The organism is Mammaliicoccus lentus (assembly GCF_947036595.1).
Classification (GTDB): domain Bacteria; phylum Bacillota; class Bacilli; order Staphylococcales; family Staphylococcaceae; genus Mammaliicoccus; species Mammaliicoccus lentus.
Genome location: NZ_OX344834.1, coordinates 1758253 through 1770536, shown reverse-complemented (window position 1 = coordinate 1770536; position 12284 = coordinate 1758253). Strand labels below are relative to the sequence as shown.

Genomic DNA, 12284 nt, shown 5'->3' with positions numbered 1-12284 from the left:
TATTTGGAAAACTTAATCGTATTAGACCGTAAGCGTACAATGGCTGAAATACTCATCGACTTTGATTACAGTTCATTTAAATATGAGTATGAGAAGAATAACGAGCGCCAAATATCATTCACTGCTTATAAAACAAATATGAACGCTGATGTGTTCAACATGTTACAAAACGAGGCTATTCTACAGTGGAAAGGTCAAAACTATATTATTAAATCAACATCCGTTAAGTCGGATAATATTACGCTTGTCAATGAAGTAGTTGGCAAGCATATTTTTATGGAGTTTCAAAACCATTATGTAGATAAAGATTTAGAAAACGAAGAAATGAACAGTGATGACACAGAAGAAATCAAACCTAGTTACACATTAGAGCAGTATTTGGACTTTGGATTCAGAGGTAACCCATTAGGCTTTAAATATGTAATTAAAGGCAACTTTAATAAACGTGTTGTGATTGATGAACTAGGAGATAAAAACGGTTTAGAATATTTGGTAGAAGGTGCAGAGTTATTTGGTTATATCTACTTTGCAGATAACAAAACTATTTATATATATGACGAGGCAACATTTTATGAACATTCTAATGAAGTTATTCGATATAAATACAATACAGATGATGTACAAGCGTCTGTAAGTACAACAGAAATGAAAACATTTATTGAGGGTTATGGTAAGAAGAAAACTGCTAAAGAAACAAAGAACTACAACCCTATCAAGACACCAGCACTTACGTTTAAAGGCAACTTTATTAAAACAGGTACATGGCGAACAGAAACAGTTGGCGCGTCATTTGAGGTACAAGTCGACTGTCGTTGGGGCAATGAAACTTTAATGTTCAACTTTAAAAAAGGTGAAAAAGGTGGCGTATGGGACTTCTATTTAGATGGTGAGTTCTATGAAACGATGAGTGCTTGGAGTAGAAGAACGGTCACTGAACCATTAGTCATTGCTAAAAACTTATCCAAAGGCAAACACACATTTAGAGGTGTATTCAAAGGTAAAGATTCAACTGTGAATTATAAAGATAACAAACCAACAGGATATGTCGGTACTGAAAAATCAAACATACTTAATGTGACAGCTGTGTTGAAAGGTAAGGATATTTACCACTATTATGCGTCAGTTAAATCTAATAATTACGATGTATTCGGTCACATGAAAGCACCCACTGTGTTTGATGACAACGTTGGTAGTAAAGCAGAACTAGAAGAATTGTTACGTGAGCAATTGGTTGATGAACCAGTTATCGAAGTATCAACAAACTACTTAGGTAGCGAAGAAGATAAACATTATATAGAAAATGACATGATAAAAGAAAATTCTATTGTTTATTTAAAACATCAAGCGTTAGGCTTTGATACTGATCTAAAAGTTGTGAAGTTAACGGAAAGTCATCCACTTATGAATGAACCAGTTGAAATAGATTTCAGCAATGCACCTAAAGACATTATTCAAATACAACAACTGATTAATCGTAACATTAAAAATGTTAAGAACGCCTTAAAGTATGGTACGAGTACAACGGTTAACGTATCAAGTGGCGTTAGTTGGGTATCGACAGGAGTGGTAACAGTAGATGAGTAAAAATATAGAAATCAAAATGGCATCGGATAATGGCGAACAATTTTATACACGAGCGCATGTTGATGGATTAGATGGGTTTGAGGAATACTATCAAAACTTGTTAACAGTAGCCGACAACTTAGCATCATTCCAAGCTGACCATATTCAAGATACGGGTTGGTTAGATTATGAAGTTGGCACAAGTGGAAAAAACGAAATTTATTCAGATGACGGTTTTAAGTGTGGTATACGTCAAATTCATTATGTGTATGGTAATGCTAAAACGGGACAAAGATATGTCACTCAAAAAATGATACGTGTCAATATCCGTAACTTTGCTAACGGTCAACAGGTTGCACAATTACCAAGTGGGTTTATGAAATACACTCAAACATTTTACTCACGTTCTGGTACTGGCAGACAACCTATTATGGTTGAGATTAGGTCAAGTGGTGCAGTTAACGTTTATATAGATAGTTCTAACCAGTCTGGTAGTAATAACAACAACTGGATATATGCACAATTCGAGTGGACAGAATAAAGGAGGGTTTAAATGGAACGATATAAAGATAATTTCCCTAGAAAAGTAAATGACCAGTTTAGGGGTAATGTGATAGAAAATGCTAGAATGTCACAAAAAGACAGAGAAACCCTATATAAAATAGCAAGAGAATATCAGCAAGATAAAAAATCAAGTGAAATCAAACACGGTAATTCTACCGTTGAGAAAGAATTAAAATCATTACGTAATCAAGTAAAGTCACAAATCATTGGTGCAAATGGCAATGCTACTGCCGAAGTAAAAGACATGCGTGTTGATACTAAAGGACAGTTACATGACCTTGCACAAGATAGATTAAATGAAGATTTTAACCGTATAGGTGACATAGCAGACGCAGCAAAAGAAACGGCTGATGTGTTAGAAAATAAAATGAACAGTGGTGCTTATTATAATGAAGTATCACATTTCAAAGGTCGCAAGTTTGATACAACATATTATATTACACATATTCCACACTTAGATAGTAATGGTAATATAATTAAATTAAGACGTGGTATTAACGGCAATGACCCTAATAAACCAGAGCATATCACACCATCTCAATGGGCAAGAAAGACGAAAGCAACATTTGTCAGTAACGCTAGTACAGGTAGTGGATCACAACAAAAATTACACGGACAACAAATCTATAACGGTCAAATATTAGATAGTATTAAAGGTGATGAATATGACGAAATCAATAGCAGATGGACGCTAGCGATTGGCGATGATAATTCATTAACATCATTCCCACCTGATGTACAAGCTAGTGAGATACGCAATCAAGGCTATAACAATACAATAAGTGGCTTTGGCCCTATCATTTCAGACGGTAAAATCATAGCAAAAGATAATGACTACAGTCCAAGCACAATATTAAGTCATCCAAGGCAAGCGATTGCACAATTACCAAACAAAGACCTAATATTCTTTAGTTGTGACGGACGAGAAAACAACGCAGATGACATGATAGAAAAAGGCATGACATTAACCGAAGTAGCTGAAACATTACTCGATCATTATGACATTCAATTTGCTTACAACCTGGACGGTGGTGGTAGTGCATCATCTGTTGTACGTTCACATAAGTTAAACAAATCAATGGACGTGCGTAAAACTGAAGAACGTAAAGTATTAGACTTCTTATATATAGGTCGTGATACCGTACAATTACGTGACCAAGATATGCAAAATGCTTATCAAGATATTGGCGAAGTAAGAGATATGGTGCAAGAAGTAAGAGGTATGTTATACAGCTTTAGACGTACAAGTGGTAAAGAGTTTGGAATAACAGGTTATGACAAATATACAGGTTACTTGTCGTTTGATGAAGAAGGCAATCCGAAGAAAAAGTTTTACATGGGTACAGAAGGCTTTAGAATGTTTGACTATGATACAGGGAGAACATGGTTCAGAGTGTTACCAGACTTTATGCAGTTCATGGGTAAAGCACTTGCAGTTAACTATTCTGCGCCACCACTTGTTACAGACCTAAATAACATTGAATTAGGTGGCACATATTATGCACAAAGAAGTGCTAAAGGCTCACCATATCCAAACGCAAGTAGTTGTGTTGTAACGCAATATAACATCACTTATTCATTAAAAGATGATGATACAACAGCCTTTCAATTCGCAGTACCGTTTGCACGTTCGCAGAATGTAAGAATGAAGCGCAGAACATATGCACAAGGCGCTTGGTCTAGTTGGGTAGATGTATAAGGAGGGATTAAATGTATAACAAAGAAGGTCGTATACAGTTAGAAACAACAGCACATATACAAAATAGATTAGATACGAACATACAATTTTATAATACCGATATAGGGACTGCCGACTTAGTTTTCAATATAACTAGAAACGGTAGTCCTTTATTAGTGAGTTCAGAAAACGCTGATGTATTCTTAATATTAAAGAATGGCAAGAATTACATTGTAGATAACGTTGAACCAACTGACCCTATGAACGGGCGTTTGAAGTATACAATACCAAATGAATTCTTAGGCTTAACTGGTAAAGTAAATGGTCAACTGTATATCGCAGTACATGGCAAAGAGGATATTGTCACAGAAGTAGAGTTTAGTTTTAAAATTGCTGATAGTTTAATTAACACAATACCAGCAGTTGATAAACTCAACGAGATTAGAACGTTCCAAGAGTTCAGAGAAAACATAATGACCACTATTAATGAGATTAACGAAGCATTAGCTAATGGTGAAGATTATGTATCTCAAATGGAAGCAACTAAATCTAGTGGTATGAAAGCGTTGAATGATAGAACAACGCAAGCAATAGAAGAAATCACAACCTTAGTTGGTACATCCACACAAGAGATAACTGACTTGAAAGAAAACACAATAACTGAATTAGATGACAAAGGTAATCAAATCAAAGCTGATATTGAACAATTAAATCAATATGATACGAGTAATTGGCAGAAGTACAAGTTAACTAATGATGATGGAAATAGAAAAACAAAATCTAATATTGATATTTTAACTTTAGAAACTGGCTTTTACGAAATATGGGAATGTACTAACGCACCACTGAATGATACAGGTATTTATAATGTTATTGTTTTTGGTAAAAATGGAAGGAAATTTATACTTGCAACACATAGTTATCAAAATAGGACTTTTATAAATACTATCCATACTAATGGAGATATAAGGGGTTGGAAAGAACTAACAAAAGACAACACTCGTCAATGGCTCGGTACACTAGGTTCAGAATCGAGTGGCTATAATAGTGTGTTAGATTTACCACCTGGCTATTACGAATGTACTATTCCATCAGATGCTACTTCTGTAGACGCACCACAAGACCCTAACGGTGGTTCTTACATTGCTGAAATCGAAGTATATGAGGGTAACAGTGGCAGAAAACAATACAAGTTGATACCTAGTTATCTCAATGATGAATACCGTGCTACTGAGCATACAAACGGTGATTTTAGAGGTTGGAAAAAAGTACAGAACGAAGAAGAATACAACGCCTTATTCAATGACACAGGCTGGATAGATTGGAATACAATGAACGGGGCGACTAAGAGAGATACGGATAATCCGAACGCATTACGTTGTCAAAGACGTGTCAGAACGGTTAACGGTGTTAAGATTGCGCATTTAAGAGTGAACGTGAATAATCTTGAGTCTGGCATGGTCTTAGGTCAAATACCGTCTGATATGTCACCTAAAATACAAAATTTTTATGTGAGAACGCCTGTAAATATGAACCCAGCTGTACTATTAGTTGATATAGATGGCACACTTAAATTTTATAATAATTTAAATGACCGTGATAAATGGTTACCAGGTCATTATATTGTTGGAGAAGTATCATGGATAATTGACGATATCGGAGGTGGTCAATAATGCTTACCGTTTACTTATACGATGGCACACCTATTGATGTATGGAGTGATTATGATATACCAGAAAACAGTACATTAATACCACCTACTGACGGACTATATCAACCTATTCAGTTTGACCCAGAAACAGAAACATGGAGTGGGGGAAATGGCTATATCCCCGAACCAGAGGAACCTGTAGAACCACCAACTTCACCAGACCCAACACTTGTTATGATTGCGCAAGCTAATATGACTATTGCTAAACAATCTAGTCTGATTAAAGACCAAGAGAAGTTAATCAAAGCACAAAACCAACAAATTGCTGATAGTTATATGGCACTAGCTAAACAAAATAAAAAGAAAGAGAGTGATAAAGATGGTAACGAGTAACGATATATTCCCACCTTTTTCTACTATTCAATATCTATACGACAACAATGCTTATACTGATCTAGATATTTATACATTTGTTGAACTTGAATGTTTAACCAAAGAACAATACAGAGAAATCACAGGGAACCCATTCCCACAAGCAGTGGACGAACCAACAAACATAAACGTTCACGCACATTCATATCAAGCAACAATCGAGGCAGAATAAATCACAAGGCGCTTACTTAGGTAGGCGTCTTTTTATATATAAATAACTTATAGAGAGTGGGTGTCAGATTGATTGATGACATGAGCAACGAAGATTTGAAAGACCCAACTAAATTACGGCTTGTCATTAAAGATTTAAAAAAGAATTTAAGTGATGCGAGAAAAGAGTTATTGAAATTGGATACTGTCATTTCAGAAGATGAAAAGGGATTAAAATGGCTAGTCCATGACTTAATCGATGATGTTGAAACGATTGACGATAAATTAAATGGTTTGTTAGATGCTCAAAAAGACACCCGTAAAACGGTAAAAAATACAATCCTTTCTGGGAGTATAGGGACTGCTATAACCATTATAGTAGGTTTCGTACTCAAGCAGTTAGGCATATGGTAGGTGATTAAAAATGAGAAAACTAGCGACTATAGAACAGATTAATATTCTTTATGCACCTTACTTCGCACTAACATTATTTTTCGCTGAAGAACTGTTTTATAGAGAACAATCTGAATTATATAAGTCTTTATTAAAAGTGATACCCAGTCAAATTGGCTGGTGTATCTTCGCTTTGATTATTACAGGACTATATATACTGTCCATGTTCTTTAAATATCATGGTTTATCAATGTTTGTAAATGGCATAAGTGGTATTTTCTTCACATTAATTTCAGTGACATATTTATTCACATATCCAAATATAGGATTGGCCATTTTTGCATTAGTTGGGTTTAAGAGTTTCCAAGAAGTTTTCAAGATAAGCAATAAGCACGAACAAGACAAAACAGAAAAGTATAAGAAAGAAATTAACTCAAAAGGTTCTATTCATGAATACGAGAAGGAGGAAATATAAATGAAGAATGTAGACGCAGGAACACTCACAAGAATTATTGTATTAATGTTAGCTTTAATTAACCAGGGGTTAGCTTTAAGTGGCTTTAACCCTATACCAGTAGATGAAGATGCGCTTTATCAATTTATTTCTATGGCGTTTATGGGTGTAGCAAGTTTATGGGCGTGGTGGAAAAACAACCCTGTGACTAAAGAGGCTAAATGGGCAGATGAGAAGAAAGATAAATATAAAGCCGAAAAGAAAATGGCTAAGGCATCAGGCTACGCACCCGTGACAGAAGAACCAGTTGACGGATTAAAAAATAAATAAAAATTTAGGCAACCTTTTATGGGTTGTCTTTTTTTAATGAGGTGAATTAAATGGCAGTTACAAAAACAAAAGCACAAGCCCATGCTTATATGAATAAGTTAGTCGGTAAAGGTTGGGACTTTGATAATGCTTATGGTTGGCAATGTTTTGATTTGGTTAACTTTTATTGGAACTATTTAACGGGTGGTCAATTATACGGGTTATATGCTAAAGATATACCATTCAAAAATAACTTTAATGGATTAGCAACAGTTTATGAGAATACACCTTCATTTTTACCACAAAAAGGCGATATTGTTGTTTGGAATGGTAACTGGGGAGAAGGTGCAGGGCATGTAGCTATTGTTCAATCTGCAAATATTAATACTTTTGTTTCGCTAGATCAGAACTGGTGGGGCGGTGGAAAAAATAAAACAGAAGTGGCACAATATATTAATCATACGTATGATTTCCCTATGTATTTCATTAGACCACATTACAAAGCTAAATCTACAGTTAAAGATAAAGTGACAAGTGTTGTTAAACCAAACACTAAACCAAAAACTAAGAAGAAATTTGTTCTTGTTGCAGGTCATGGTTATAATGACCCTGGTGCTACAGGTAATGGTACGAATGAACGTGATTTCATTAGAAAAAATATCATTGATAATGTAGCAAAGTATTTAAGACAAGCAGGTCACACAGTTACGTTATATGATAAGAAACAAGATATGTATCAAGATACGGCTTACGGTTATAATAGAGGCGATAAAAAGAAATATGGTCTATATTGGGTTAAGAACAAACTTAAACCTGATGGCGTCATTGAATTTCACTTAGACAGTGCAAGTCCTAGTGCTAGTGGTGGTCATGTGATTAAAAATGCTTATGCAGCTGATAGTATTGATAAAGGTTTACAGAAAGCATTAGAAGAAACAGTAGGGACAATCAGAGGTATTACAACACGAAATGATTTACTCAATGCTAACGTAGCTTATAGTGAGAATATTAACTATCGACTAATAGAAATGGGCTTTATTACGAGTAAGAAAGATATGAATTATATTAAAAATAATCTACAACATTTCACTAAAAAACTTGCAGAAGGTATTCATGGTAAGCCTATCGGTGGTTCAGCAGCAGGGAAGAAGAAAAAGATTACTTGGAAATGGCCAGGGCGATTTACAGCAAATACATTGATTAAAGTACGTAAGAACCCTGGATTAAAAGGTAAACAAGTACCAAAATCTGACTGGATTCAAGCAGGTCAATGGGTAGACTTTATTTCTGTAACTAAGAAAGATGGATACTGGTGGGTACGTTTCAAATATCCAACTAATCCAGGTGCTGGTTATTTCTATTGTGCAGTTTGTGAAATAAAGGATAAAGAAGAAAAGATTAAGAAAGAGAAATATTGGGGCTAGATTAAGTGGAAGAAATAAATCACTCACTCGCCATATGTAACATACTATATTATGAAACCCTACTTAGCGGGAACTAGGTAGGGTTGTTTGGTTTATAAATATTTTTAGTGGTATAAAAGAAGTGTGTATTAATACATTTTTCGTTTTATATCATTACCTTTTGGCACCTCACATAATAGTGGGGTGCTTGTTTTATTTTGTGTAAAGTACCAAACTAATTAGTAGATTTTATTAATTTATTTCTATTTAATATTAACTTTTTGACCAAAATGGTATAATATATTAAAGATGGATGTAACTATAGGTAACTATTTGTTGCATTTGGTAGTATATCTTAGTAAATAAGGTATGTTATTAAGGAGGGGAAATGTTATGACTAATAATTATTTAACTACAATTGACAATATTATTGGATTAATGAAAGAAGAAATACAAGATATTTCACCACTTAGATTACAAAAAACTTTGTATTTCCTATATGCATATTATGGCGCTTCATATGGTAATATGAGTAACAGTAAAGAATTTGAATTTACAACTGACGATAAGTTTAACTTACCAAAATATTTATTTGAAGGTAAATTTGAGGCATGGCAATATGGTCCAGTTATAAGAGAAGTATATACAAACAATAAACATAATAATGTTTATAATGATATGGTATTTAATATCGACGACTTCAATGGTACTGATGAAACTATGAAGAAAGAAATTACTGAATATTTAAGAGAAATTATACGTAGCACATATAAAGTGAGCGACTTTGGTTTAGTAGAGAGAACTCACGAAGATAAAGAGTGGCAGGAAAAAATAAGAACACAAGGTGAAATGGATAACGATGCTATTATAAGTGAATATATTGAGGTAGTAAATGCCTAGATTTAATTCAGGATTTAATAAAAGAAAACAAGTAGTTATAGAAAATAAAGAATTCATACCGAATAGAGATGAATTTAACTCTAACAAAATTGATTTTGATTTGAGTAAAAGAAAAGAAAAAGAAATCATTTTCTTTAATGAAAGTGTAAAATCTTCTATTACTAATTCTAATTTAAAATTCACAAATTTTATTTCTGATCATAAACAACAAAATAAAATTAATATTATACAAAAGTTTTCGGATGACTTAACGTTAATTAAAGATAGAGTAACCTCACTGGAATATGATAGTAGGATGCTATCTATTTTTACATTATACTTAGAAGGTGAAACTAGAGAAATTATTAAGGAAAACTACTTAGTAAAAAGTGATATACGTGGCCCACTTGAAACACAAGATGCACTTAGAGTTTATTGGTTTTATGATTTAGAAGATGAAAATATAAAAATAATTTGCATGGATCCTCAACATTTAGTATTACCCAGTAAACATAATGGTAAAACTAAAGAACAGATGAAGATTGAAACATTTAACGAAACTGTTAATAGTAAGAAACACTGTATTAGTAAATATTTTCAAAATAAAAAATCAAGTAATACTATTTATATAACATAACTAAACCCACCTTAATTGGTGGGTGTTTTTTTTAATGGGATAGTTAAAATTTATTTAAAATTAAGAAGGTGATTATTTTGGAAAAAGTATCAATTAGAGTTACAGAAAATATATTATTAAGAGATGCGAAATTAAGTGATATTGATGATTACTTAAGGGTCCCATTTGATGAAGAACTTTTAACAATGTATGGATCAACACTAGATTATCGAACTGAAAAATCTAGAGAAAAAGCTGAATTAATGATTAAAGAAATAAAAAGTAACCCTTTAGAATGGGTAATTGATTATGACGGTAATTTTATTGGACAAGTTAATTTAAAAGTTGAAAAAGAAGATAATAAAGCGAGATTTGCTATCGGCATATTTAATCCAAATTATTGGGATAAAAGTATTGGTACTGATGTCACAAAATCAATATTAAAATATGGTTTTACTACATTAAATTTAAATAAAATTTATTTAAGAGTATTGGACTATAACGAACGTGCTATTAAGTCTTATAAAAAATCTGGCTTTATTGAAGAAGGTCGAGATAGAAAAGGTGCTTTAATAAATAATCAATATCATACAGATATATACATGGGGATATTGAAAGCTGAATATAAAGACTAAACCCACCATTACGGTGGGTTATTTATAATTCTCAACGTCAATAAAGCAATTGGAATAAAAAATATATTATTTAGCTATAAAACTAGAAATTGTGTTTTTTGAAACAATAACGTTTTTATGACCTATTCTTAGATTTGGTGTTAATTCTATTGTTTCTTTATGTCCTTTAGTTTTTATTTGTACTTTTTTGGATTCAATTGGATTTGTTTCTGTTGTATAAAAAAGTACAAATTGGTTTTTAAGTAATGTTATTTTTTCGTTTTTATTATATATATGGCCTATATCTTTTAGTTCAACAAAATTTATAGGAGTTATATTATTTGATTCCTTATCTAAATATTTTATGATTTCTAATTCACAATCTCTAGAGCCTAATATACATACATAATTCGGGTTTTTATCTAAAGTGATTTCGGCTACAATTTTATTTTTTAAGTCTTTTATTTCTGGTATTAATTGAGATTCTAGGCCGTATTTTTCTTCTAATTTTTCTTTTTTAGTATTTTCTATTTCATGAAATACATCTTTAGTGGTTGTACGTACTATTATTGGTAATTTAGTTGTTTTTTGAATAAAGAGATATAAACCTAGTTTTATTATTATGTAAATTACCGCAATACCAGAGCTTAGACCACCTAGAAAAATTAGAAAATTTATAAATGGTGTAATTATTTGAAGTGAGTTTCCCATTATTTAATGCTCCTTTTTTAAAACGAGTGAAACGAGTTTCTTCTTGTCTTAATATTATATAAAACACCCAAACATGTCACTGGGTGGTATTTTTTTGCGTCTAAAACTATAAATCTACAGATTCAGTATTATTAGAGTAAAAAACTATAATATTTTTCAATAATTTTTCTGCATTTTCAGATTCTGAAATAATAGTGATAATTGAAAAAAGTAAATGATATTCTCTGAATAAATCATCTGGTTTAGTAAAAGATAGATGATTAGGGTGGTTTAAGATTAATAATTGAAACCTCTTGATATCGTATATAAAATTATTTATTTTTATTTGTTCTTTATCTTTTAAATAGATGCTATCAGAAGATGTTGTATGCTGATTCACTTCTTTTATAGTGTTATTTAAGTGATTATTTATTTCATATTTCTCAATACAATCTAAAAATATTTGAATACTGGTATAAAGATTGGGGTGATTCTCACTAATATATTTTATGTTGTCCCTCTTTAGCGGCTCAGTAATTTCTTGTTTATTTTTATTAATAGCTTCAATAGAGTACAATAGAAAAATTAATTTGTGGTTAGAAAACTTGTCTTTTTCTTCAAAGTAAGTCTGAGCTAATTTTTTTCGTATATTTAGATACACTTTTTCACTTTTTTTATTCTCTTTTTTTGTTTGATTATAAAACCCAAGATAAGCTATGAGAATAGTTAAAATCATACCTAATATTGTTGTTAACCTAGGATATGGATATAAAAAGTATTCAATTTGATTTCTAAAAAAATATAATAAGACTAGACTACTAATAATGATTATTAATAGCTTGTGTTCTTTAAAATGATTCAATTCTTACCACCTTATTCTTTCTTAAT

Annotated in this window: 15 protein-coding genes; 13 read left to right on the top strand and 2 right to left on the bottom strand. The window is 32.1% G+C overall.

Annotated elements, in window-relative coordinates:
• Positions 1–3 precede the first annotated feature (3 nt).
• From ACNMOQ_RS08700 to ACNMOQ_RS08640, 13 genes are all read left to right on the top strand, one after another.
• A complete protein-coding gene (locus ACNMOQ_RS08700) occupies positions 4–1584 on the top strand; it encodes a prophage endopeptidase tail family protein (protein ID WP_416349703.1) in 1581 nt (526 codons plus the stop codon).
• Positions 1577–2104 (top strand): hypothetical protein, encoded by a 528-nt coding sequence (locus tag ACNMOQ_RS08695; protein ID WP_416349702.1) that lies wholly within the window; start codon positions 1577–1579, stop codon positions 2102–2104. Before ACNMOQ_RS08700 ends, ACNMOQ_RS08695 begins: the two co-directional genes overlap by 8 nt.
• A gap of 12 nt (positions 2105–2116) precedes the next feature.
• Positions 2117–3826 (top strand): phosphodiester glycosidase family protein, encoded by a 1710-nt coding sequence (locus ACNMOQ_RS08690; protein ID WP_416349701.1) that lies wholly within the window; start codon positions 2117–2119, stop codon positions 3824–3826.
• An 11-nt stretch (positions 3827–3837) separates the two neighbouring features.
• A complete protein-coding gene (locus ACNMOQ_RS08685; RefSeq protein WP_416349700.1) occupies positions 3838–5478 on the top strand; it encodes a phage baseplate upper protein in 1641 nt (546 codons plus the stop codon).
• Entirely contained in the window at positions 5478–5849 is a 372-nt protein-coding gene (locus ACNMOQ_RS08680; RefSeq protein ID WP_416349699.1) for a hypothetical protein, read from the top strand. The genes ACNMOQ_RS08685 and ACNMOQ_RS08680 overlap by 1 nt, the downstream gene beginning before the upstream one ends.
• Positions 5836–6060 carry an XkdX family protein gene (locus ACNMOQ_RS08675; protein ID WP_416349698.1) on the top strand — a complete coding sequence of 75 codons (225 nt, stop codon included), beginning with the start codon at positions 5836–5838 and terminating at the stop codon, positions 6058–6060. The genes ACNMOQ_RS08680 and ACNMOQ_RS08675 overlap by 14 nt, the downstream gene beginning before the upstream one ends.
• A gap of 68 nt (positions 6061–6128) precedes the next feature.
• Positions 6129–6452 (top strand): hypothetical protein, encoded by a 324-nt coding sequence (locus ACNMOQ_RS08670; protein ID WP_016998727.1) that lies wholly within the window; start codon positions 6129–6131, stop codon positions 6450–6452.
• A 10-nt stretch (positions 6453–6462) separates the two neighbouring features.
• Positions 6463–6906: a hypothetical protein gene (locus ACNMOQ_RS08665; protein ID WP_416349697.1), complete on the top strand. Its 444-nt coding sequence runs from the start codon at positions 6463–6465 to the stop codon at positions 6904–6906.
• A complete protein-coding gene (locus ACNMOQ_RS08660) occupies positions 6907–7215 on the top strand; it encodes a phage holin (RefSeq protein ID WP_416349696.1) in 309 nt (102 codons plus the stop codon).
• Between the two features lie 50 nt (positions 7216–7265).
• Complete coding sequence (locus ACNMOQ_RS08655) at positions 7266–8618, top strand: N-acetylmuramoyl-L-alanine amidase (RefSeq protein ID WP_416349695.1); 1353 nt, start codon at positions 7266–7268, stop codon at positions 8616–8618.
• 372 nt (positions 8619–8990) lie between these two features.
• Positions 8991–9497 (top strand): Panacea domain-containing protein, encoded by a 507-nt coding sequence (locus ACNMOQ_RS08650; RefSeq protein ID WP_282861753.1) that lies wholly within the window; start codon positions 8991–8993, stop codon positions 9495–9497.
• On the top strand, positions 9490–10113 hold the full coding sequence (locus ACNMOQ_RS08645; RefSeq protein WP_282861752.1) for a hypothetical protein: 624 nt from the start codon (positions 9490–9492) through the stop codon (positions 10111–10113). The genes ACNMOQ_RS08650 and ACNMOQ_RS08645 overlap by 8 nt, the downstream gene beginning before the upstream one ends.
• Before the next feature lie 77 nt (positions 10114–10190).
• Positions 10191–10727: a GNAT family N-acetyltransferase gene (locus tag ACNMOQ_RS08640; protein WP_416349694.1), complete on the top strand. Its 537-nt coding sequence runs from the start codon at positions 10191–10193 to the stop codon at positions 10725–10727.
• 66 nt (positions 10728–10793) lie between these two features.
• Here ACNMOQ_RS08640 and ACNMOQ_RS08635 read toward each other — a convergent pair whose 3' ends face one another.
• Positions 10794–11417: a hypothetical protein gene (locus ACNMOQ_RS08635; protein ID WP_416349693.1), complete on the bottom strand. Its 624-nt coding sequence runs from the start codon at positions 11415–11417 to the stop codon at positions 10794–10796.
• A 106-nt stretch (positions 11418–11523) separates the two neighbouring features.
• Positions 11524–12258: a hypothetical protein gene (locus ACNMOQ_RS08630; RefSeq protein ID WP_416349692.1), complete on the bottom strand. Its 735-nt coding sequence runs from the start codon at positions 12256–12258 to the stop codon at positions 11524–11526.
• Positions 12259–12284: the final 26 nt, after the last annotated feature.

Coding starts and splice junctions, on each gene's coding strand:
- ACNMOQ_RS08690 (WP_416349701.1), top strand. CDS start 2,117: ATGGAACGATATAAAGATAATTTCCCTAGAAAAGTAAATGACCAGTTT.
- ACNMOQ_RS08675 (WP_416349698.1), top strand. CDS start 5,836: ATGGTAACGAGTAACGATATATTCCCACCTTTTTCTACTATTCAATAT.
- ACNMOQ_RS08650 (WP_282861753.1), top strand. CDS start 8,991: ATGACTAATAATTATTTAACTACAATTGACAATATTATTGGATTAATG.
- ACNMOQ_RS08680 (WP_416349699.1), top strand. CDS start 5,478: ATGCTTACCGTTTACTTATACGATGGCACACCTATTGATGTATGGAGT.
- ACNMOQ_RS08660 (WP_416349696.1), top strand. CDS start 6,907: ATGAAGAATGTAGACGCAGGAACACTCACAAGAATTATTGTATTAATG.
- ACNMOQ_RS08645 (WP_282861752.1), top strand. CDS start 9,490: ATGCCTAGATTTAATTCAGGATTTAATAAAAGAAAACAAGTAGTTATA.
- ACNMOQ_RS08655 (WP_416349695.1), top strand. CDS start 7,266: ATGGCAGTTACAAAAACAAAAGCACAAGCCCATGCTTATATGAATAAG.
- ACNMOQ_RS08685 (WP_416349700.1), top strand. CDS start 3,838: ATGTATAACAAAGAAGGTCGTATACAGTTAGAAACAACAGCACATATA.
- ACNMOQ_RS08635 (WP_416349693.1), bottom strand. CDS start 11,417: ATGGGAAACTCACTTCAAATAATTACACCATTTATAAATTTTCTAATT.
- ACNMOQ_RS08695 (WP_416349702.1), top strand. CDS start 1,577: ATGAGTAAAAATATAGAAATCAAAATGGCATCGGATAATGGCGAACAA.
- ACNMOQ_RS08665 (WP_416349697.1), top strand. CDS start 6,463: ATGAGAAAACTAGCGACTATAGAACAGATTAATATTCTTTATGCACCT.